This is a genomic window from Pseudomonas sp. PS02303 (assembly GCF_029959925.1).
Lineage (GTDB): Bacteria > Pseudomonadota > Gammaproteobacteria > Pseudomonadales > Pseudomonadaceae > Aquipseudomonas > Aquipseudomonas mandelii.
The window spans coordinates 1-20,086 of record NZ_JASCOM010000058.1 but is presented as its reverse complement, the minus strand read 5'-3'; the positions used below and the strand labels follow the sequence as shown (position 1 = coordinate 20,086).

At 58.5% G+C, this 20,086-nt stretch carries 21 protein-coding genes; 8 read left to right on the top strand and 13 right to left on the bottom strand.

Features of this window, described 5'->3' with window-relative positions; all coding sequences use genetic code 11:
- Positions 1 to 49 precede the first annotated feature (49 nt).
- From QMX98_RS15460 to QMX98_RS15450, 3 genes are all read left to right on the top strand, one after another.
- A complete protein-coding gene (locus QMX98_RS15460) occupies positions 50 to 955 on the top strand; it encodes a LysR family transcriptional regulator (protein ID WP_077749364.1) in 906 nt (301 codons plus the stop codon).
- Between the two features lie 71 nt (positions 956 to 1,026).
- Positions 1,027 to 2,040: a sensor domain-containing diguanylate cyclase gene (locus QMX98_RS15455; protein ID WP_282411004.1), complete on the top strand. Its 1,014-nt coding sequence runs from the start codon at positions 1,027 to 1,029 to the stop codon at positions 2,038 to 2,040.
- Complete coding sequence (locus tag QMX98_RS15450) at positions 2,037 to 2,441, top strand: GNAT family N-acetyltransferase (protein ID WP_282411003.1); 405 nt, start codon at positions 2,037 to 2,039, stop codon at positions 2,439 to 2,441. Before QMX98_RS15455 ends, QMX98_RS15450 begins: the two co-directional genes overlap by 4 nt.
- Before the next feature lie 12 nt (positions 2,442 to 2,453).
- Here QMX98_RS15450 and msrA read toward each other — a convergent pair whose 3' ends face one another.
- Genes msrA through msrB form a run of 3 tightly spaced genes read right to left on the bottom strand, consistent with a single transcriptional unit; the run spans position 2,454 to position 5,518 of the window.
- Positions 2,454 to 3,161 carry a peptide-methionine (S)-S-oxide reductase MsrA gene (msrA, locus tag QMX98_RS15445; RefSeq protein WP_282411002.1) on the bottom strand — a complete coding sequence of 236 codons (708 nt, stop codon included), beginning with the start codon at positions 3,159 to 3,161 and terminating at the stop codon, positions 2,454 to 2,456.
- A gap of 31 nt (positions 3,162 to 3,192) precedes the next feature.
- Positions 3,193 to 4,956, bottom strand: a complete 1,764-nt coding sequence (locus tag QMX98_RS15440) for a cytochrome c biogenesis protein DipZ (RefSeq protein ID WP_282411001.1) — start codon at positions 4,954 to 4,956, stop codon at positions 3,193 to 3,195.
- Between the two features lie 43 nt (positions 4,957 to 4,999).
- Positions 5,000 to 5,518, bottom strand: coding sequence for a peptide-methionine (R)-S-oxide reductase MsrB (gene msrB, locus QMX98_RS15435; protein WP_077749381.1), 519 nt, complete (start codon positions 5,516 to 5,518; stop codon positions 5,000 to 5,002).
- Positions 5,519 to 5,670: 152 nt separating this feature from the next.
- Here msrB and QMX98_RS15430 point away from each other — a divergent pair, with 152 nt between their 5' ends.
- The 4 genes from QMX98_RS15430 to QMX98_RS15415 all read left to right on the top strand — a co-directional run bounded on the left by QMX98_RS15430 (position 5,671) and on the right by QMX98_RS15415 (position 9,526).
- Positions 5,671 to 6,387 carry a response regulator transcription factor gene (locus tag QMX98_RS15430; RefSeq protein WP_010458041.1) on the top strand — a complete coding sequence of 239 codons (717 nt, stop codon included), beginning with the start codon at positions 5,671 to 5,673 and terminating at the stop codon, positions 6,385 to 6,387.
- A complete protein-coding gene (locus tag QMX98_RS15425) occupies positions 6,384 to 7,901 on the top strand; it encodes a HAMP domain-containing sensor histidine kinase (protein WP_042932584.1) in 1,518 nt (505 codons plus the stop codon). Before QMX98_RS15430 ends, QMX98_RS15425 begins: the two co-directional genes overlap by 4 nt.
- A 60-nt stretch (positions 7,902 to 7,961) precedes the next feature.
- The gene (locus QMX98_RS15420) at positions 7,962 to 8,705 is read left to right on the top strand and encodes a DUF72 domain-containing protein (protein ID WP_282411000.1); all 744 of its coding nucleotides are present in this window, start codon (positions 7,962 to 7,964) and stop codon (positions 8,703 to 8,705) included.
- A 116-nt stretch (positions 8,706 to 8,821) separates the two neighbouring features.
- On the top strand, positions 8,822 to 9,526 hold the full coding sequence (locus QMX98_RS15415) for a hypothetical protein (protein WP_010458047.1): 705 nt from the start codon (positions 8,822 to 8,824) through the stop codon (positions 9,524 to 9,526).
- Between the two features lie 172 nt (positions 9,527 to 9,698).
- Here QMX98_RS15415 and QMX98_RS15410 read toward each other — a convergent pair whose 3' ends face one another.
- Positions 9,699 to 10,193, bottom strand: a complete 495-nt coding sequence (locus QMX98_RS15410; protein ID WP_042932582.1) for a RidA family protein — start codon at positions 10,191 to 10,193, stop codon at positions 9,699 to 9,701.
- A gap of 122 nt (positions 10,194 to 10,315) precedes the next feature.
- On the opposite strand from QMX98_RS15410, the gene QMX98_RS15405 reads away from it, so the two are divergent.
- Positions 10,316 to 11,719, top strand: a complete 1,404-nt coding sequence (locus QMX98_RS15405; protein ID WP_083375785.1) for a PLP-dependent aminotransferase family protein — start codon at positions 10,316 to 10,318, stop codon at positions 11,717 to 11,719.
- 105 nt (positions 11,720 to 11,824) lie between these two features.
- On the opposite strand, the gene QMX98_RS15400 is transcribed toward QMX98_RS15405, so the two are convergent.
- From QMX98_RS15400 to QMX98_RS15360, 9 genes are all read right to left on the bottom strand, one after another.
- Entirely contained in the window at positions 11,825 to 12,277 is a 453-nt protein-coding gene (locus QMX98_RS15400; RefSeq protein ID WP_077749374.1) for a hypothetical protein, read from the bottom strand.
- A complete protein-coding gene (locus QMX98_RS15395) occupies positions 12,261 to 12,899 on the bottom strand; it encodes a DUF6036 family nucleotidyltransferase (protein ID WP_172791623.1) in 639 nt (212 codons plus the stop codon). The genes QMX98_RS15400 and QMX98_RS15395 overlap by 17 nt, the downstream gene beginning before the upstream one ends.
- A 254-nt stretch (positions 12,900 to 13,153) precedes the next feature.
- Positions 13,154 to 14,041 carry a heme o synthase gene (gene cyoE, locus QMX98_RS15390; protein ID WP_010458052.1) on the bottom strand — a complete coding sequence of 296 codons (888 nt, stop codon included), beginning with the start codon at positions 14,039 to 14,041 and terminating at the stop codon, positions 13,154 to 13,156.
- Positions 14,042 to 14,052: 11 nt separating this feature from the next.
- A complete protein-coding gene (gene cyoD, locus QMX98_RS15385) occupies positions 14,053 to 14,388 on the bottom strand; it encodes a cytochrome o ubiquinol oxidase subunit IV (RefSeq protein WP_010458054.1) in 336 nt (111 codons plus the stop codon).
- Positions 14,389 to 15,015 carry a cytochrome o ubiquinol oxidase subunit III gene (locus QMX98_RS15380; protein WP_010458056.1) on the bottom strand — a complete coding sequence of 209 codons (627 nt, stop codon included), beginning with the start codon at positions 15,013 to 15,015 and terminating at the stop codon, positions 14,389 to 14,391.
- Positions 15,016 to 15,018: 3 nt separating this feature from the next.
- Positions 15,019 to 17,049 (bottom strand): cytochrome o ubiquinol oxidase subunit I, encoded by a 2,031-nt coding sequence (gene cyoB / locus QMX98_RS15375; RefSeq protein ID WP_010458058.1) that lies wholly within the window; start codon positions 17,047 to 17,049, stop codon positions 15,019 to 15,021.
- 3 nt (positions 17,050 to 17,052) lie between these two features.
- A complete protein-coding gene (gene cyoA / locus QMX98_RS15370; protein ID WP_010458061.1) occupies positions 17,053 to 17,997 on the bottom strand; it encodes a ubiquinol oxidase subunit II in 945 nt (314 codons plus the stop codon).
- 816 nt (positions 17,998 to 18,813) lie between these two features.
- On the bottom strand, positions 18,814 to 19,323 hold the full coding sequence (locus QMX98_RS15365; protein WP_282410999.1) for a disulfide bond formation protein B: 510 nt from the start codon (positions 19,321 to 19,323) through the stop codon (positions 18,814 to 18,816).
- Positions 19,324 to 19,348: 25 nt separating this feature from the next.
- On the bottom strand, positions 19,349 to 19,891 hold the full coding sequence (locus QMX98_RS15360) for an ester cyclase (RefSeq protein WP_282410998.1): 543 nt from the start codon (positions 19,889 to 19,891) through the stop codon (positions 19,349 to 19,351).
- Between the last annotated feature and the right edge of the window lie 195 nt (positions 19,892 to 20,086).

Sequence of the window (20,086 nt, the reverse complement as noted above, 5' to 3'; positions counted from 1 at the left end):
GCTGGATAAACGCTGCAACACTTCAATCATCTTAAAGCTGAGCTTGATAATGGATTTATTCCAGGCAATGACGGTTTACGTCAAAGTGGTCGAAGCCGGGAGCATGACGGCCGCCGCACAGCAGTGCGAAATGTCCACCACCATGGTCGGCAATCACCTCCGCGCGCTGGAGCAACGTCTGGGTGTGCGTTTGTTGAACCGGACGACGCGGCGCCAGCGTTTGACGGAGTTCGGCTCCGCCTATTACCAGCGCTGTCTGGAGGTGTTGGGATTGGTGGAGGATTCCGAGCGGCTGGCCGAACAAAGTCAGGACACACCGAGCGGGACCTTGCGCATCACGGCCCCGTTGACCTTCGGCACTGAAAAGCTTGCGCCGGCACTCAGCGAGTTCACCCTGCGTTACCCGCAAGTCAAGCTGGACGTGGTCCTCACCAACGGGCGGCCCGACCTTCTCGAAAACGGCCTCGACGTGGCGTTTCGCCTGGGCGCAATCGAACCGTCCAACCTGATCGCCCGCCCGCTCATCGACTACACGCTGACCATGTGCGCCTCGAAGTCTTATCTGGCACGCCGGGGCACACCGGAAAAACCCGAAGACTTGCAACAGCACGACTGCTTGTCCTTTGCCTACCCGGTCGGCGATGACTGGCAATCCGTGGAAAAGCAATGGCGGCTGAGCGGGCCGGAAGGCGAAGTCATGGTGGCCGTCAGAGGACCGATGCTGATCAACAGCTCGGCCGGGCTGCACCAGGCTGCTCGAACCGGGATGGGCATCGTGATGTTGCCCGATGCGCTGGTCGAGCAGGATCTGCTGAGCGGAAACCTGGTAGCGCTGATGCAAGACTATCGACTGCCCAGCCGGCCGATGCACCTGGTGTACGCCCAGGATCGCTACCGCTTGCCGAAATTGCGTCGCTTCGTCGACTTCGCCATGCAGATGTGGGCCAAGCACTAGCCGGGGCAATACACCATGCACTAATCTCCCGGCTGACGGGTCACTTTGATATCAGTGCAAGGAGAGCGGTGATGGGTGAGGCATCAAATATCGAGCCGTTGAAATTCAATGTGTCGGATTTGAACGAGGACATGCTGCACACCATTCTGGAACTGGTCAGTGACGGCATTTGGGACTGGAATGCCAACACCGGGTTCGTCTACCGCAATCCCGGGTGGTACGTGATGCTCGGCTATGCTCCGCACTCCCTGGACAACACCGTGTTTACCTGGGAAAACGTGATGCACCCCGACGATTACCCGCGGGTGATGGCGTTGTTTGATGCGTACCTGAATCAACACGCGGCGGGCTATCAAGCCGAGTATCGCTGCCGCAAGCAGGACGGCAGTTATATCTGGATCGAAGATCGCGGCTACGTGCTGGCACGCAATGCCGACGGATCGGTCGCGCGGATGGTCGGTGCGCACCGCAGCATCGAAGACAAGAAACGCCTCTTCGAGGAGATGGAACGGCGCAATCAATCCCTTGAAGCCATCGTCGAAGAACGCACCCGGGAGTTGTCGCGGGTCAATCAGCAGCTGCAAATTCAACTGGAAGAAAATCGCAAACTGGCGGAAACCGATGCGCTGACATCGATCGCCAATCGCTATCGCCTGGAAAAAACCCTGCCTCAGGAATGCGAGCGTGCCCAGCGCTTTCGCCAGCCGCTGTCATTGATCGCCATGGACATCGATGACTTCAAGAACATCAACGATCACTACGGCCATGCCCTGGGAGACGCGGCATTGGTGCAGGTCGTCAAGACCGTGAACCGCTGCGTGCGCTACGGCGATCTACTGGCCCGCTGGGGCGGTGACGAGTTCATCCTCATCCTGCCCAATACCTCGCTGGCCGACGCCCGATCCTTCGCCGAAAAAATCCGCCAAGGCCTCTCAAGCATGCCGCCTGTGGGTGAGTTCCAGGTGACCATGAGTTTCGGGGTGGTCCAGCGCTTCGAGGAAGAGCAAAAGACCGGCCTTTTGGCCAGGGCCGATCAGGCGCTGTATCGGTCGAAAGTGGCGGGCAAGAATGTGATTTCCGGGTGAGCGCCGTCCTGCATGTCCGCGATGTACTGCCCTCGGAAGCGGAATCCGTGCGGCTGTTTCTTGAGCAGAACGGATGGGCCCACCGCCTGGGATCAACTGAACGTTTTGCGCAGTTGATCGCCAGCTCCCAACGTACCGCGCTTGCCGTGAAAGATGCCCACATCGTCGGGTTTGCCCGTGGCATCACCGACAGCCTATCCAACGGTTATCTGTCTATGGTTGTCGTGTCCGGACAGCATCGACGTGAAGGCGTTGGCCGGGCGCTGGTCGAGCATGTCATGGGCGAGAACACCGACATCACCTGGGTTCTGCGCGCAGGCCGTGAAGGCGCTTCGGAATTCTTCTCGCGCCTGGGTTTTGAACCGTCGAGCATCGCGATGGAGCGCCCGCGCAGTCGATAGCCAAAACGCCCTTCACATCCCCGCCTTCACCAGCACCGGTTTCTCCTGATACCGATCCGGGTACAGCTGCTTCAGCTGCGCGACTTTCGGCAGGTCGTTGATCACGATGTATGGATACGTCGGGTGCTCGGTCAGAAAGTCCTGATGTTCCTCTTCCGCCGGGTAGAAACCGTTGTAGGTTTCCAGCTTGGTGACAATGGATTTGGTGAACGAATGGGCGGCGTCGAGCTGGGCAATGTAGGCCTGGGCGACGCGCTGCTGTTCCGTGTTCGCCGGGAAAATTGCCGACCGGTACTGCGTGCCGCTGTCGGGGCCCTGGCGGTTCAACTCGGTGGGGTTGTGCGCCACTGAGAAATAGATTTGCAGCAAGGTGCCGTAGCTGACCTGCGACGGATCGAAAGTGACTTCGACCGATTCCGCATGACCGGTATCGCCGTCGCTGACACGCTCATACCGGGCGGTGCTGGCTTCACCGCCAGCGTAACCGGAGACGGCTTTTTTCACGCCTTTGACGTGCTGGAACACCCCTTGGACGCCCCAGAAGCAACCGCCGGCGAAGACTGCGGTTTCGCTGTGGGCCTGGGTGGTTTCATCCAGGGCAGGCGGCGGGATAATGACGGCCTCTTCAGCAGCGCCGAAAGAAAACGCCGAGCATTGGCCAATGACGCCTGCAGCCGCCAAACCCAACAAGGTACGGCGCCAGGTAACCGGGATTTTCATGAGTCTGACTCCTGAACAAATGATAGGGCGATCAACCGAACGTAAACGCATACGCCGACACACCCGGATCGAGAAACTCGATGCTGAAAGTGCGGTCCGTCACGCCGCCGTTCTGGCGCACCAATTGATACAACCGTTGCTCGGTAACGCTGCCGCTGCCATCGGGGGCGACGTCGGTACCGTGGGCATCGCCGGGGGCTTTTCCGTCGATCAGCACTTTGAAGCGCACCGGTTTGCCGTCTGCGCTGGGGCCCAGTACCAGGTGCAAATCGCGCGCGTGGAAGCGGTAGACGATTCGGCTGGCCGGCGCGCTTGAAATCGCGCGCTCCGAACCGACGTTCCATTGACCGTCCAGGCCCCAATCGTTGAGTGCCAATTGCGCCGGCGTGCTGTACGCCGACACCTTGTCCGGCACTAGACCGGTTTGCGGTACGAAGTGCTCCGCACGCTGGTAGCCGACATAGGTTTCCGGCGACTGGACCTCATTCATGTCCGGGGCCAGTTGAACCCCGGTGGCATCGGCTGTGATCAGCCCATCGGCGACTTTTGAGGCGCCCGCTTCACGCAGCAACTGCTGGATGACGCGTTCCGATTCGGCGTATTCGCCTTCACCGAAGTGGTGATAACGAATGCGCCCCTGCGCGTCGGCAAAATAGTGAGCCGGCCAGTATTCGTTGTTGAAGGCACGCCAGATCTTGTAGTCATTGTCGATCGCCACCGGGTAGTTGATGCCCAGGTCTTTCATGGCTTTGGTGACATTGCCTACATCCCGCTCGAACGCGAATTCGGGCGCATGAACACCGATCACCACCAGCCCCTGATCGCGGTACTTCTCGGCCCAGGCTTTGACATACGGCAAGGTGCGCAGGCAGTTGATGCAGGAGTAAGTCCAGAAATCCACCAGCACGACCTTGCCCTTCAATGCCTGTGCGGTCAGTGGAGGCGAATTGAGCCATTGCACGGCGCCATCCAGCGGCGGGAGGTTGCCTTCAATCGGCAATGCGCCTGGCGCTTTTGCTGACATTTTCATCGCCCCGCCAGCGGCCATCATCGCCCCGCTGTTGTTCGGTGATTTGCCGGCCAAACGGCCCACCAACGCCTGCTCGAGGCCGCCGGTGGAAGCCGTCGAAACCCGCGCCAGGATGCCAGTGTCCAGCCCTAGGGCAATCGCCGCCACACCGGCCAACATCGCCGCGCCCAAACCTCGACGGACCCATTCACCCGCGCCGATCGAGCGCTTCATCGCCGCGAAGACTTTACCGCCCAGCAACAACGCCACGGCGAGGGAAGTGGCGGCACCCGCGGCGTAAGCCAGCAACAGCAACGTGGTGGCGATGCTTGCCCCTTGCAGCGCCGCCCCGGTCAGCAACAGGCCGAGAATCGGCCCGGCACACGGTGCCCAGAGCAGGCCCGTGGCGACGCCGATCAGGAACGAAGCGCCGGGACGCGGACGAGCATCGGCGCCCGCGGCTTCCGACAGTCGGCTGCCGGCCGCCACCAGTGGGCGCGTCAGGCGCTCGGCCAATCGAGGCAGCAGCAGCGTCAGCCCGAACAGTGCCACAAACAGCAACGCGAGCCAGCGACCGTACTGATTGACTTGCACCACCCAGCCGCCGCCCACCGCCGCCAATGAGGCGACGAGCGCGAAGGTCACCGCCATCCCCGCCAACAGTGGCAAGCCACTTTTCATAAACGGCTGCCCGGTGCGAGCGAAGACAAAGGGCAATACCGGCAGAATGCACGGGCTGACAATCGTCAGCACACCACCGAGATACGCGAGAACCAGAAGCCACATAGCATCGACCTGCAATAAATGAGTGAAAGGAAGTGCCCATGGGTCACGCCGCCCCGGGCTCGAAGGTCATCGCCAGACCGTTCATGCAGTAACGCAGGCCGGTCGGCTTGGGCCCATCGTCGAAGACGTGGCCCAGATGCCCCCCGCAACGCCGGCAGTGGACTGCTTCGCGCAGCACGCCGAAGGAACGGTCCTGACGGGTCGCCACCGCCTTGTCCAGTGGCGCCCAGAAGCTGGGCCAACCGGTGCGGCTGTCAAACTTCGTGTCGGATGAGAACAGCGGCAAATCACACCCGGCACAGGCGAAAATTCCCTCGCGATGCTCGTTGTTCAACGGGCTGCTGTAGGCCCGTTCGGTGCCTTCTTCGCGCAGGATTTCATACTGCTCGGCACTGAGCATCGCGCGCCATTCGCTGTCACTGTGAGTCACCTCGAACACCTCCGACGCACTGGCCTCGCTGACCAGCGCCGAATGGGCGGCAAATTTTGGCAACACACCGATCACCAGGGCTGCAGCGCCCAGCCCGCCGCTCGCTACAAGAAATTGTCGCCGTGAAAACATGGCCATCTCCAAAATTCCAGGTGCCTGATAGGGAACACAGCCTAGGCTTGGGTTGATCGCCAAATCCTCACGGACAGTTAAACAATTCGTGATAACTCGCCCCGGGGAAAACCCGCACAATGTGCCCATTGCGCTACAAAGGATTGAGCTTTATGGAACAGACCAAACGTGTCCTGGTGGTCGAGGACGACCTGCACATCGCCGACCTTATCTGCCTGCATCTGCGCGATGAGCAGTTCGAGGTGGTGCACTGCGCCGACGGTGATGAGGGTATGCGACTGCTGCAGCAAGGAAGCTGGGACGCACTGATCCTCGACCTGATGTTGCCCGGCGTCGACGGCCTGGAAATCTGCCGTCGGGCGCGGGCCATGGCCCGCTACACACCGATCATCATCACCAGCGCCCGCTCCAGTGAAATGCACCGGATCCTGGGGCTGGAACTCGGGGCCGACGATTACCTGGCCAAGCCTTTTTCAATGCTTGAGCTGGTCGCCCGGGTCAAAGCCCTGCTGCGACGTGTCGACGCCATGGCCCGCAACCTGAAAATGGACGCCGGCAGCCTGATCACCAACGGCCTGTCCATCGACCCGATCACCCGCGACGTGTCCCTCGACGGTCGTCGCCTGGACCTGACACCGCGAGAGTTCGACCTGCTGTATTTCTTCGTCCGCCAGCCTGGCAAGGTGTTCTCGAGGATGGACCTGCTCAACGCGGTCTGGGGCTACAGCCACGAAGGCTACGAACACACGGTCAACACCCACATCAATCGTCTGCGGGCCAAGATCGAAGCCGATCCGGCACAACCTGCGCGCATCCTCACGGTATGGGGTCGTGGCTATAAATTCGCGGCCAAGGAGGAGCAGCCATGAGGCTGACCCTGACACAGCGCCTGTCCCTGGTGTTCGCCATTCTGTTGCTGGTGTGCTGTGGCACCTCGGCCTGGATGCAAGTGCGCTCCAACAAAATGCACGAACTGGAGGTGGTTCAAGGGCTGTCGCGTGATCTCGCCCAGCACATCGCCCGCGACACTGTGCTGATGGACACCAATGGCCTGATGCCCAATGCCGTGCGCGAATTGTTCAGCAAACTCATGCTGGTCAATCCGAGTGTCGAGGTCTATCTGCTTGATAACGAGGGGCTCATTGTCGGCAGCGCCGCCCCCGAAGGCCGGATGCGTCGGGATCGGGTCGATCTGGCACCGATCCAGCGCTTGCTCAAGGGCGAGGCGCTGCCGATTCTCGGCGACGACCCGCGCAGCGTCGACGGACGCAAGGTGTTCAGCGCAGCGCCGTTGCAGGTCAACGGCAAGCCGGAAGGTTACCTCTATGTGGTGTTGCTCAGTGAAGAACACGACCGCTTCGCCGAACGCGGTGCCACCAGCGCCGCGCTCAATACGGCGCTGCTGTCTATCGGTCTGGTGGCGTCGTTGTGCCTGATCGCCGGCCTTGCCGCATTTGCCCTGATCACCCGACCGTTGCGTCGATTGACCGATCGAGTCAGCCAGTTCGACATCGACGGAGTCCCCTCCACACCGCCCGCATCGGACCCGGTAGAAAAAGCATCGAGCCACGATGAAATAGCCGTACTCGACGCCGCTTTCCGCCAGATGCAAACCCGTCTCGGCGAACAATGGCGCTCGCTGACTCGCCAGGATCAGGAACGCCGCGAATTGGTAGCGAACATCTCCCACGACCTGCGCACACCGCTGGCCTCGCTGCACGGTTATCTGGAAACCCTGTCGCTCAAGGACGCCACGCTGTCCCCCGCCGACCGCCGTCGCTATCTGGGCATCGCCCTGGATCAAAGCCGCAAGGTTGGCGGCCTGGCGCAATCGCTGCTGGAACTGGTGCGGCTGGAACACGGTTTCGTGCAACCGGTGCTGGAGCGTTTCTCCCTGACCGATCTTGTGCAGGACATCTTCCAGAAGTTCGAACTCACCGCCGAAGCGCGCCAGATTGAACTCAAGGCCAACTTCGCGCCCAACGTCTCGGCCGTCTGCGCCGACCTGGGGCTGATCGAACGTGTGCTGACCAACCTGTTCGACAATGCCCTGCGCGATACCCCGCAAGGTGGAGAAATCGAACTGAGCCTGCGACCTCAAGGGCCCTTTATCGAAGTCACCGTCAGCGACACCGGCCCCGGCATCGCGCCCGAATTGCGCGAAGGTTTGTTTCTGCGTCCGTTCAACATTGGCGGTGCCCGGCGCGATGGCGGGCTGGGGCTGCGCATCGTGCATCGGATCCTGCAACTGCACGGTCGCGAGATTCAGTTGATCGACGTTCCGGGACGGGGGGCGACTTTCCGTTTCTCCTTGCCAGTGGATGAACAAACAGCCGAAAAATGGGCCGTTCGCTCGATGAACCTGAATTCGATGGGGAAATAGCCCGGTTTCAGCGGTCACAGCTTTGAACCCGATACCCGATGCTGAGGCGAGAAAACGTTGATGACGGCCACGACGCCCTTGTATATCGGCTGCGCCGGATGGAGCCTGCCCCGTGAGCAATGGAGTGCTTTTCCCGACGAAGGCACTCACCTGCAACGGTACGCGGCACAGCTGATGTGCGCGGAAATCAACAGCTCGTTTTATCGACCACACCGCCCGGCAACCTATTCGCGATGGGCTGAAAGCGTGCCGGAGAATTTCAGGTTTTCAGTCAAAGTCCCCAAGCAGATCACCCACGAGGCTCGCTTGTTGAATGGTGAACAGTTGATCGATGACTTTATTGAGCAATGCATCCACCTGGGCCAGAAGCTTGGCTGCCTGCTGATCCAGCTTCCGCCCTCCTTGCCCTTCGACGTCAACACGGCCGAAACCTTTTTCGCCACCTTTCGTTCGCGCTACACAGGCTTCGCCGTGTTTGAACCCAGGCACGTCAGGTGGCAAACAGCCGAGGCGCAGGCGCTGCTGATGGAGCATCGAATAGGCCAAGTGGCAGCCGATCCTTCGCCACTGCCCAATGGCGATGTACCCGGTGCCTGGCCGGGCATCCGCTACTACCGATTGCACGGGTCGCCGCGAATCTACTATTCAAACTACGAGAAACCATGGCTTGAAGACCTGGCTCGAACGCTACACCCCCAAGCCGACGGCGTTCCCACCTGGTGCATCTTCGACAACACCGCCAGTGGTGCGGCGACCGCCAATGCGCTGGAGCTTCAGCGAATGACATCCCAGCGCCAAAAATGATGACCAACCGCCTGTTCATCCGTGACAACTCGGGTCAGGTCCAATAGATTAGGCGGCCTGAAAAGGCCCTGTGCTTTCTCGCCTAAACCCAAGTTAAAAGAAGTAGTGAAATTTCAATGTCCGATTCCAATACCGCTGAATCCGTAGTCACCTTGTCGTCCAAAGCGGAATACGAAAACTCCATCAATCTTTCACAGCATGTGCCACAGGCCAAGACCATCAGCGAGATGGTCCTGGACGCTTTTCAATCCACCCGGGAAAGCGACCAGATCCGCGAGCTGCGCGCCGCGATTCGCCAGGCGCACGACAGCTTCGACGACGATAAAGCCTATGAACTGATGGGCGAACTCAAACAACTGAAAGACGCTGAAGCGTCCGACATTGCCGCGCTGGAAGACCTGAGCAGCAAATTCCCGATCAGCCGTATTCTTTCCAGCTTCAAGGAAGACCCGGCGTTTCAGGAAATTGTCTATGGTCTGGCGTTGAAGGTGCTGAACCAGACTCACCAGGCCATCAGCAACCCAAGCACCGGCAAGAGCAAAGTGGCTCGCGCCAAGAAAGACCTCGAAGTGTTCACCATCAGCAAGGATGGCGTGAGCGTTACGCTGCCGCTGCGCACGCCACGTGCGAGCCTGAACGTTGATCGCAAAGCGCTGGAGTTCCTCGGTTTCACTTTCGTCGGCGAAGGTGAAGACGCGGCCATTGAAAACGAAACGTTCCTGGACAATACCGGGGCCGAACAAGCGGTCAACCGCAAGAACATCATCACTGCTATTCAACAACAAACCGCGTTCGACGGTTACAGCATCGCTGCGCAGTAACCGATCGACCTGAAAGCTTTCAGTCAGTAAGGAACCTGTGGCGAGGGAGCTTGCTCCCGCCGGGCTGCGTAGCGGCCCCAAAAAATGTGGCAACAATGCCGACTCTTGTGAGTGCTACCCACTCAAGCGGGAGCAAGCTCCCTCGCCACAAAAGCAGGTATGCCCGAAAGAATTATCGCGCTGACGGATGCAGGGCCGCGATCATGTCCACTTCAATCGGCGCATTTTTCGGCAGCTGGTAAACACCGACGGTCGTTCGGGTGTGTTTACCGGCCTCACCCAATACATGCGTGAAGACGTCAGACGCTCCATTGGCAACCTCACTGAGGTCCACAAAATCGAACGTGGATTTCACGTAGACCGTGATGCGCAGCAATGCCTTGAGGTTATCCAGTGAGCCGATGGCCTCACGGATCAGGGCAAGCCCGCGTATCGCGCTGATACCGGCAGCTTCTTGGGCATCGGCCAGGTTGAGTTCCAGTCCCACTCGGCCGGGGTATTGGATTTTTCCGTTCATACGCGGCACCAGCCCGCTGACATACAGTTCGTCATCGTGCCGGACCACCGGGGCGTAATGCCCGCCGGCAGAATTCTCGTCGTAGATATCAAAGCCAAGTTCTTTCGCCATCGCGAGGAAGCGTTCGTCGCGACTCATTTGATTACTCATTAACCGACCCCCTCTTAATCAATCATGCATACGCGCAGATGATGGTAGAGAGAGATGCGTGTCTTGATCAGGGCAACTTCGTATAAGATCCAACAAACTTTACTGCCAGGGAGACCAGTAAAATGCAGCGCGCCGTCATCGCCGCCATCGAGTTCCAGCCCGGAGTGCCGCTGGTGCAGCAGATCGTCGATCAGCTGTCTTTGGCCATTAACCAGGGTGGCCTGCCGAACGGGGCCAAGTTGCCACCGATTCGCGAGCTGTCCGAGTTGATGAAGGTCGGTAAGTCCACGGTGGTCGATGCTCTCGACCGGTTGCGGGCCAAGGGGCTGGTGGTTTCACGCCAGGGTTCGGGGCATTACATTCACCGCCCAAGCATCCAATCCCAGCATGCAACTGGCCCGGACCTGCATCCCCAAGACACACTCAGCCGGGTCCGCCGCGCCTTGCTGCTGAACAACGGCGCGCTGCGCCCTGGCTGCGGATTTCTGCCCGCCTCGTGGCTGCCCGCCGACGAATTGCTCAAAGCCGTGCGCAGCACCCTTCGTGCGACCGCGCTGCGCATGGGCGAGTACGGTGAGGTCGGTGGTTACCTCCCGTTGCGCGAGGCGTTGCGCGTGAAGCTGTCGACCGTCGGCATCGAGGTGCCGGTGGAGCAGATCATCACCACCGCCAATACCGTGCAGGCCATCGACCTGCTGATGCGCCTGTTGATAAAACCCGGCGACACCGTGCTGCTCGACGATCCGTGCTACTTCAACATGCACACCAACCTGGCGCTGCACGGCGCCAAGGTCATCACCATCGCCCGCGATTGCGACGGGCTGGACCTGGAAGCGTTCGAGCAATTACTGATCGCCCATCGCCCAGTGCTGTATATGACCAACAGCACGCTGCACAACCCGACCGGACACTCGTTCTCCGCCGCCCAGGTTTATCGCTTGCTGGAGCTGAGTCACCGTTACGGCGTCCACATCCTCGAAGATGACTTGTATGGCGACATCCAGCAAAGACGCACCCCGCGCCTGGCCGCGAGCGGTCTGGACAATGTCAGTTACGTGTCCGGTTTCTCCAAGACCCTGACCGCCAACAGCCGGGTCAGCTACACCGCGCTATCGCCGCAACTGGCCGCACGCATAATCACCTTGAAAATGGCCTGCGGCGGCGTGACCTCGGAACTGGCGGAGCAGATCACCTGCACCATGCTCAGTAACGGCAGCTACGCCAAACACACCCGGCGCACGGTGGATCGCCTGTATGAATCGAGCAGTCGCGTGACGAGATGGCTGGTAGAGGCGGGATGTTCGGTGTCATCGATAGCGGGTGAAGGGCTGTTCATCTGGACTCGGTTGCCCGAAGGACTGCACGCCGAAACCCTGGCCGGCAAAGGCCTCGAACACGACCTGGTGCTGGCGCCCGGCACCCTGTTGAGCAAAGCCGCCGATGCCAGCAGCTTCCTGCGTTTCAATGTTGCGCATAGCGATAGCCTGCAGGTGCGTGAGCAGTTTTTCCGGCTGCTCGATCGCTGAGTTTTTCTGATGCCATTTTGCTGTTCCAACAAAAAGCCCCGCTCTTCTCTCGAAGGCGGGGCTTTCAACCGGAGCTGCATCGGGTTCTTGTTTTGCAACTCAGGCTCAAGAAAATGTTGCGCGTTGCTCCGCCTCGTAATGTCGAGTCTGAAAAGGCATGAGGGTTTGAGCCTTTAGGCCAAGGCCTTCACTCAACCCCCAGGAGGCTGCCAGTTCATCACGGCGACGGCGAAGCGGCGCGGCTGGTTCTGGCTTCACGCCTTGCTTGAAAGTCGAGTAGGCAAAAAGCTCAAGGGCATTAAAGGTTTCCAGCACTCGGCTATCAGACACGCATGAAAAACGTGTAAAGCGTTCGAGCAGGTAGCCTGCGCGACGAACCTCGACCTCATCAGAATGCCGACTCAAAAAAGCCGTGACTTCACTTGAGAGGTTCGAGCTTGAGTACCAAACAGCTTTGGCAGCGCTCACAAGCGCAACGTCATCTGCTTGATTCAAAGGACTTTTGACCAGAGTGTCCAAAGCGGATGAGAGGACGTGGCCGCTAAGGGGCTTCGTCATCTGTATTCTCCAGATAGTTTTGCAGAATATTTTCGAGAACAGAGGTTGGTGATTCTTTATTGCCAACATATACATCAATAGCCTGCAACGCCAGTCGGCGGAGCTCAGTGGTGAGTATGAAACCACTTCTGAGCAGCGCCATGATATCGCCAATGTCCTGATCCGTAGCTCTGCCCAATTTAGAAATGGCAATGTCGATAGGCGATGCAATGTGAACATGCAGAGGAGACTCATTCGGAAACTCGGCAAGTGGAAGGCTTCGCTCCCAGTAATCCTCGTGAACAGGCCCAAAGCTTGTGTTGTATTGAAGGTCGTAGTTCAGTTCCATCAATCGACCGGATCGTTCATCGACAAACTCTTCCGGAACCTCTGCGAGCATGGTTTGAAGGTGGAGACCTTTTGGGACATTAGCCTCGTAAATTTCGGCATCGACATCCGTGGAAACACGGTGATTTGTATAGAGGTGAACCGCACACCCACCGAACACAATAATTTTGACCGCCCCAGTGTCTGCAGACTCAAGCACCAACTCAGCTTCGACAGATTTGAACATTGAAATCAAAGCCTGCCCTAACGCCGTGCTCGTATTAACACGGGGATTGATTACGTCCGGCAAATCCATATTCGAACCTCTAGCGACAAAACGCCAGGCAGCTGCTGCAGCTGATTTGGCAAAGCCCGAGGTTAGAAAGACGACTTCCGACCGACAACCTGAAAGGTTTGTAGGAAGATTCTTCCACATGGGTAAGCAGGAGCACTGGGCCTCGCATTAGTTGCGCGCCTACGAGACTTGGTGTGCCGAACGACTGAATCGCACCCAACAAAAAGCCCCGCTCTTCTCTCGAAGACGGGGCTTTTCTTTACAGCAGCCGGCGCTTAAGGCGCGTAAGTCAGCAACAACTCACTTGGCACTTTGAAGTCCAGCGACATCATCACGCTCAACGCGGTGATGGTGAAGATCGAGAACACGAACAGCTTGCGTGCCCAGACCGTGTCATCGACTGCCTTGTAGCCGGTCCAGGCCATGTACAACCAGTACATGCCCATGGCCGCGGCGACGGCGAGGTAGCTCATGCCGGCGTAGCCGCTGAAGGTCAGCATCAAGGTCGCCACGAGGAACGCCAGGATGTAGAGCAGGATGTGCCGCTTGGCCACTTGAATCCCGCGCTTCACGGGCAACACCGGAATCGATGCGGCCCGGTAATCGTTGAAGCGGAAGATCGCGATGGCGTAGGAATGCGGCATCTGCCACAGGCTGAACATCACCAGCAACGTCAGTGCGGCCATGTCGAAGTTGTTGGTCACGGCTACGTAGCCAATCACCGGCGGCATCGCACCCGACAGACTGCCCACCAGCGTGCCGTGAACCGACTTGCGCTTGAGGTACAGGCTGTAGAAGCCGACGTAGATGACGAAACCGATCACCGCGAACAGCGCGGCCAACGGGTTCGCCACCTTGTACAACAATGCAACGCCGGCCACACCGAGGACGGTCGCGAAGATCAGCGCCAGTTTCAGGGAGATCAGGCCCTGGACCAGTACGCGGTTCTTGGTGCGCTCCATCTTCAGGTCGATGTCGCGGTCGATGCAGTTGTTGAACACGCAACCGGAAGCCACCACCAGGGAGGTGCCGATCATTGCCGCCAGGAAGATGGCCAGATCGACATGCCCTTGAGAGGCCAGGAAAAATCCGCCTGCCACTGAAAGCACGTTACCGAAAATGATCCCCGGTTTGGTGATTTGGATAAAGTGCTTAAAGGACATCCGGACTTACCTCACTTCGCCATCATGAACGTGTGGATGCTGAACATGATCCACAGCGACAGGCCCACCAGCAGGACAATCACGATCGCGGCGAAAACAAATGCAATCACGTTGTTACGCTGCGCGGCCGAACGGTCCAGGTGCAGGAAGTACACCAGGTGCACCAGCACCTGGATCACGGCGAATGCCAGGACGATCATCAGGGTGATCGACTTCGGCAGCGTCGGGTACATCACCAGCGCAAACGGGATGACGGTCAGGATCACCGACAGGATGAAGCCGATCGCGTAGGACTTGACGCTGCCGTGGCCGGCGTCGTGGCTGTCATGGGAGTGTGTGTTAGCCATTTACATAGTCCCCATCAGGTAAACAACGGTGAATACGCAGATCCACACGACGTCCAGGAAGTGCCAGAACAGGCTCAGGCAGCTCAGGCGGGTCTTGTTGGTCGACGTCAGGCCATGCTTGTTGACCTGATACATCATGATCGCCATCCAGATCAGACCGCTGGTCACGTGCAGACCGTGGGTACCGACCAGGGTGAAGAACCCGGACAGGAAGCCGCTGCGGCTAGGGCCGTAGCCTTCGGCGATCAACACGTGGAACTCGTTGATCTCCATGCCGATGAAGCCGGCACCGAACAGGAAGGTCATGGCCAACCAGCCCAGGACCTGCTTCTTGTTGCCCCGGTAGAACGCCAGCATGGCGAAGCCGTAGGTGATCGAACTGAACAACAGCAGAGCGGTTTCGCCCAGCACGTACGGCAGTTCGAAGATGTCGTGGCCCGACGGGCCACCGGCGACGTTGTTAACCAGTACCGCGTACACCGCGAAGATCGACGCAAACAGAATGCAGTCGGTCATCAGGTAGAGCCAGAAACCGTATACGGTCATCTCGCCCGAGTCGTGGTGATGGTCATCGTGCCCATGTCCATCGACATGGGTGTGTCCAGCATTGGTCACTAAGTTCGACATGGTTTAAGCCTGTTCCAACGAGGTTTCAACACGGGTGGCGGTGGCCGGGATTTTCCCTGCCGCGACCAGACGCTTGTGCTGCTCGGCTTCGATGCGTTCGATCACATCGACCGGCACCATGTAGCCTTGATCGTCACGTGCAGCGTGGATCACGAAGTAGATGACAGTGCCAGCCAGGCTCGCGATTGCCAGCCACCAGATGTGCCAGATCATCGCGAAACCGAACACGGTCAACAGCGCGCCCATCACCACGCCAGTGGCGGTGTTGTTCGGCATGTGGATCGGCTCGTACTTGGCCGGAGCGCGGTACGCAGTACCGTTTTCCTTGGCTTCGGTGAACGGGTCGATGCAGTCGGCTTTCGGCAGCACGGCAAAGTTGTAGAACGGTGGTGGCGACGAGGTCGACCATTCCAGAGTGTGGGCATTCCACGGATCACCGTGTTCGCACATGTTCTCTGGCTTGTTGCGGTCACGCACACTGACGTACAGCTGGATCAGTTGGCAGGCGATGCCGACAGCGATCATCACCGCACCGAACATGGCGACATACAGGTACGGCACCCACTCAGGGTTGGTGGTGGCGTTCAGGCGACGGGTCATGCCCATGAAGCCCAGTGCATAGAGCGGCATGAACGCGACGAAGAAGCCGCTGATCCAGAACCAGAACGCTGCCTTGCCCCAGCCTTCGTGCAGCTTGAAGCCGAACGCTTTCGGGAAGTAGAAGGCGAAACCGGCGATGTAGCCGAATACCGCGCCGCCGATGATCACGTTATGGAAGTGCGCGATCACGAACAGGCTGTTGTGCAGTACGAAGTCAGCACCCGGGATGGCCAGCAATACGCCGGTCATGCCGCCGATGGCGAAGGTCACCATGAAGCCCAGGGTCCACAGAACCTGGCTGGTGAAACGCAGACGGCCCTGGTAAATGGTGAACAGCCAGTTGAATAGCTTCACCCCCGTCGGGATCGAAATCAGCATCGTCGCCAGGCCGAAGAAGGCGTTGACGTTGGCACCCGAACCCATGGTGAAGAAGTGGTGCAGCCAAACCATGAAGCCCAGTACCGAGATCGCGCCGGAAGCGTAGATCATCGAGTGGTGGCCAAACAGTTTCTTGCCGGTGAAGGCCGAGATGACTTCCGAGAAAATGCCGAATGCCGGCAGGATCAGGATGTACACCTCAGGGTGACCCCACGCCCAGAACAGGTTGACGTACATCATTGGATTGCCACCAAGTTCATTGGTGAAAATGTGGAAATCCATGTAACGGTCAAGCGTCAGCAGTGCCAGGGTAGCGGTCAGGATCGGGAACGAAGCCACGATCAGGACGTTGGCCCAGGTGCAGGTCCAGGTGAAGATCGGCATGTCCATCAGTTTCATGCCAGGGGTACGCATTTTCAGCACGGTGGCCAGGAAGTTGACCCCCGTCAGCGTTGTCCCCAGACCCGATAGCTGTAGCGCCCAGATGTAGTAATCCATCCCCACGCCCGGACTGTATTGCAGGCCCGACAGCGGCGGATAGGCAACCCAACCGGTCTTGGCGAATTCGCCGACGCCCAGGGACAGGTTGATCAGCACCACGCCGGACACCAGCAGCCAGAAGCTCAGGGAGTTCAGGAACGGGAAGGCAACGTCACGCGCGCCGATCTGCAGCGGCACTGCAAGGTTCATCAGGCCGGTGAAGAATGGCATCGCCATGAAGATGATCATGATCACACCGTGGGCGGTGAAGATCTGGTCATAGTGTTCAGGCGGCAGGTAGCCAGGCGAACCCTCGGTGGCCATGGCCAGCTGGGTACGCATCATGATGGCGTCGGCAAAACCGCGCAGCAGCATGACCATGGCGACGATGATGTACATCACGCCGATTTTCTTGTGGTCGACCGACGTCAGCCACTCGGTCCACAAGTAGGTCCACTTCTTGAAGTAGGTGATTGCAGCGAACAGTGCCAGACCACCGAGCGCGATCATGGCGATGGTTATCATCACGATCGGTTCGTGGAACGGGACCGCTTCCCAACTTAATTTACCAAACATCGTTTACTCCTCTGCCCCGGCAGCTGAATGCGAGTTCATGTCCATTCCTTGCGTAGCGGCCACTTCTTTCTCTTTCTTCTCGTGCTTCACCTTAGGACCCGGTTTCATGCCTTCGTACTTGTCGACGATGGTCTGGAACAGGTTCGGCGTCACCGAGGAGTAGAGCTCGACTGGGTTGTTCTGGCTCTGCTTGGCAAGGGCTGCGTACTCAACTTGTTCAAGCTGCTTAGGTGACTTTTTGACTTCACTTACCCAGGCGTCGAAATCTTCCTGGGAAGTTGCGATCGCTTTGAATTTCATACCGGTGAAACCCGCGCCGCTGTAGTTGGCGGAGATACCGTCCATTTCAGCGTTACGGTCAGCGATCAAGTGCAGCTTGGTCTGCATGCCCGCCATCGCGTAGATCTGGCCGCCCAGGCCCGGGATGAAGAACGAGTTCATCACAGCGTCGGAGGTGATCTTGAAGTTGATTGGCGTGTGCGCCGGGAACACGATCTTGTTGACCGTGGCAATGCCTTGTTCCGGGTAGATGAACAGCCACTTCCAGTCCAGCGCGACCACTTCGATGGTCACAGGCTTGACGTCGGATTGAATCGGACGGTACGGGTCCAATTCGTGGGTCGAAATGTAGGTGATGTAACCCAGGGCAACGATGATCAGGACCGGGATCGTCCAGACGGCCACTTCGATTTTGGTCGAGTGAGACCATTTCGGGGTGTAAATGGCGTCCTTGTTAGAGGCACGGTACTTCCAGGCGAACAGGAAGGTCATGACGATAACCGGCACCACGACCAACAGCATCAGCAGCGTGGCGGTGATGATCAGGTTTCGCTGTTCCAGGCCGACCTGGCCCGTGGGATTGAGCAAGGTCATGTTGCAGCCTGACAGCAACAACGTGCCGAGCAGCGGCAATAAGCCTAGTAGTCTGGGGTACCTGTTTTTACTCATCTCACGACCTCTAAAGCAGCTTGCGCAATGCAGTTGGGTTTTGATCGCCAACACTTCACCCTGCCAAGGGTTGGCATTTTTCTTGGATTGAATAAGGGCTGCCCGTCGCGCGTCAGACGCTGCTCGACAAATCCTGGGCTAGCGGTAAGTTCTTATTCGAATTCGTGGTCAAAGGCCTTGTTACAGACCAATTCCATTTGGTGCGGATAGTTGGAAGGCTCCGACACCTGGGAGTCGCACGAAGCGTTCAAGCCCCTCGACGCCCTGTTTTCCTGCTCAAGGTGAGCAGTGCCGGAATTCAGTGCGGGCGATTGTAGATACGTAGCGACTCATAAACCATGTCTCATCCCGAAATAATTTTTATCCATTCCAGCAACAATCATTAACGGATTTTGCAAAAGTGCGGCATCTTATCGAAATTAATTCTCAACAAAAACACCAAAATTTGTAGGTCTACAGGGCGCAGTTCAGACAGCTATCGGGGCTGACGCAGACACTTCGACGGTGCCCTAGCCCCTACAAGACAAGGGCTCTGGCGATTTGCCAGCCGCTGTTAAAACTGTCTGTTTGCGTGCGATGGCCAATCAATCGGCAGACGCCTGAGTAGGCCAATTTTGTTGCCAGGCCATACACCGATTCTGCCCGTTGAAATGCCTTGCGACAGTCACGCTGTGACAACATGTCGCACACGTGTCGCACCCTTTCTTGTCGCACATCACGGACTTTTTATTTGTCCCTTGAAATGCAAAACGCCCCGGCCCTCTTGATGAGGACCGGGGCGTTTTTTCACGTTATCCGCACGAGTGGCGGATGACCTCAGTGCAGTGCTTTGCGGTTACGCGAAGTGAGCAGCGGCACCAGCACCACGATCAGCACGAACGCCACCAGCGCCCACTGCGCCAGCGACAAACCGAGGATCGGCGGGTATGGCGTGGAGCAGAAACCATCGACCTGAAAGCCCAGCGGGAAAATCTTCGCCAGCGGCAGGCCATCGACAATCGGTTGCAGCACATCGATGCCACAGCTGACCGCCGGGTAGAACTGGGTGTAGACGTGATGCCCGGCCACCGCGACGCCGGCCAGTGCGAAAATCACCACCAGGGTTTCAAACACCGTGATGCTGCGGCGGGTGCGCATCGCCGCGCCAATGAAGGCAAACAGCGCAATCAGCAACAGCGCGTAACGTTGCAGGATGCACAGCGGGCACGGCGCCTCGCCCAGCACAACTTGCATGTACAGCGCGCCACCGATCAGCGCCAGGCAGATGATGCCCAGCAACACCAGGTAGCGCCGTTCACGTCCCAACCGCATTGTTTCCTCGCTCATCGCGTTTCCCTTTTATGCTCGTGGATCAGCTCGCCGGCGGCTGCGCTTGCAGCTGCTGCATCAGGCTGATGTTGTCTTCGATATGCCAATTGGCCGCGATGCGACCGCTTTTGATTTGATAGATATCGGTTGCCCGGAAGTCTACACGCTGGCCCTGACCTTTGAGAGCCTTGAACGGACCAGTGAAGTGACCGCGAAAGTGCAAATGCACTACCACCCGGTCACCAGCAATGATCATTTGCTCGATCTCGCAGCTCAGGTCCGGCACCGCCGTGCGGAAAAACTTCGACGCCAGCAGCGGCCCGGTCGGCCCCTGGACCCGGCCTTCAGGCGGGGTCATGTCGATGAATTGCTCCGACAAGGCCGCCTTGGCCAACGCCTCCTCCCCGCTGTTCCAGAAACTACCGTAACGACGAGCTGCCAATTCCATCGCATCACGCTGCGCCTTGGGCAGGCTCTGATCAACGATCAAGGTCTGCGGCTGGAGCAAGGCGGATTCGGCGATCGCGAAAGGGCTGGCCAGTAACGCAGCCGATAGAACGAGACGGGAGAAGGTGAAGTGAGTCATGGGGCGATCCTGATCATGTAAACGAACGAGCGCCTATCATCAGCATCGGGGAATAAACGATAAACCGGTTAAGAACGGATTAACTTTTAAGGGATTTTTACGAATCGGGACCGCGGCGCGTCTATCGCGGGCAAGCCCCGCTCCTACAGGTTTTGTGTTGTTCGCGCGATTGCGCAACGGTACAAAACCTGTAGG

What these genes read in the sequence shown, in the direction of transcription:
- QMX98_RS15460 (WP_077749364.1), top strand. Translation starts at nt 50, where the DNA reads ATGGATTTATTCCAGGCAATGACGGTTTACGTCAAAGTGGTCGAAGCC.
- QMX98_RS15455 (WP_282411004.1), top strand. Translation starts at nt 1,027, where the DNA reads ATGGGTGAGGCATCAAATATCGAGCCGTTGAAATTCAATGTGTCGGAT.
- msrA (WP_282411002.1), bottom strand. Translation starts at nt 3,161, where the DNA reads ATGAAAATCCCGGTTACCTGGCGCCGTACCTTGTTGGGTTTGGCGGCT.
- QMX98_RS15440 (WP_282411001.1), bottom strand. Translation starts at nt 4,956, where the DNA reads ATGTGGCTTCTGGTTCTCGCGTATCTCGGTGGTGTGCTGACGATTGTC.
- msrB (WP_077749381.1), bottom strand. Translation starts at nt 5,518, where the DNA reads ATGTTTTCACGGCGACAATTTCTTGTAGCGAGCGGCGGGCTGGGCGCT.
- QMX98_RS15430 (WP_010458041.1), top strand. Translation starts at nt 5,671, where the DNA reads ATGGAACAGACCAAACGTGTCCTGGTGGTCGAGGACGACCTGCACATC.
- QMX98_RS15425 (WP_042932584.1), top strand. Translation starts at nt 6,384, where the DNA reads ATGAGGCTGACCCTGACACAGCGCCTGTCCCTGGTGTTCGCCATTCTG.
- QMX98_RS15420 (WP_282411000.1), top strand. Translation starts at nt 7,962, where the DNA reads ATGACGGCCACGACGCCCTTGTATATCGGCTGCGCCGGATGGAGCCTG.
- QMX98_RS15415 (WP_010458047.1), top strand. Translation starts at nt 8,822, where the DNA reads ATGTCCGATTCCAATACCGCTGAATCCGTAGTCACCTTGTCGTCCAAA.
- QMX98_RS15410 (WP_042932582.1), bottom strand. Translation starts at nt 10,193, where the DNA reads ATGAGTAATCAAATGAGTCGCGACGAACGCTTCCTCGCGATGGCGAAA.
- QMX98_RS15405 (WP_083375785.1), top strand. Translation starts at nt 10,316, where the DNA reads ATGCAGCGCGCCGTCATCGCCGCCATCGAGTTCCAGCCCGGAGTGCCG.
- QMX98_RS15400 (WP_077749374.1), bottom strand. Translation starts at nt 12,277, where the DNA reads ATGACGAAGCCCCTTAGCGGCCACGTCCTCTCATCCGCTTTGGACACT.
- QMX98_RS15395 (WP_172791623.1), bottom strand. Translation starts at nt 12,899, where the DNA reads ATGGATTTGCCGGACGTAATCAATCCCCGTGTTAATACGAGCACGGCG.
- cyoE (WP_010458052.1), bottom strand. Translation starts at nt 14,041, where the DNA reads ATGTCCTTTAAGCACTTTATCCAAATCACCAAACCGGGGATCATTTTC.
- cyoD (WP_010458054.1), bottom strand. Translation starts at nt 14,388, where the DNA reads ATGGCTAACACACACTCCCATGACAGCCACGACGCCGGCCACGGCAGC.
- QMX98_RS15380 (WP_010458056.1), bottom strand. Translation starts at nt 15,015, where the DNA reads ATGTCGAACTTAGTGACCAATGCTGGACACACCCATGTCGATGGACAT.
- cyoB (WP_010458058.1), bottom strand. Translation starts at nt 17,049, where the DNA reads ATGTTTGGTAAATTAAGTTGGGAAGCGGTCCCGTTCCACGAACCGATC.
- cyoA (WP_010458061.1), bottom strand. Translation starts at nt 17,997, where the DNA reads ATGAGTAAAAACAGGTACCCCAGACTACTAGGCTTATTGCCGCTGCTC.
- QMX98_RS15365 (WP_282410999.1), bottom strand. Translation starts at nt 19,323, where the DNA reads ATGAGCGAGGAAACAATGCGGTTGGGACGTGAACGGCGCTACCTGGTG.
- QMX98_RS15360 (WP_282410998.1), bottom strand. Translation starts at nt 19,891, where the DNA reads ATGACTCACTTCACCTTCTCCCGTCTCGTTCTATCGGCTGCGTTACTG.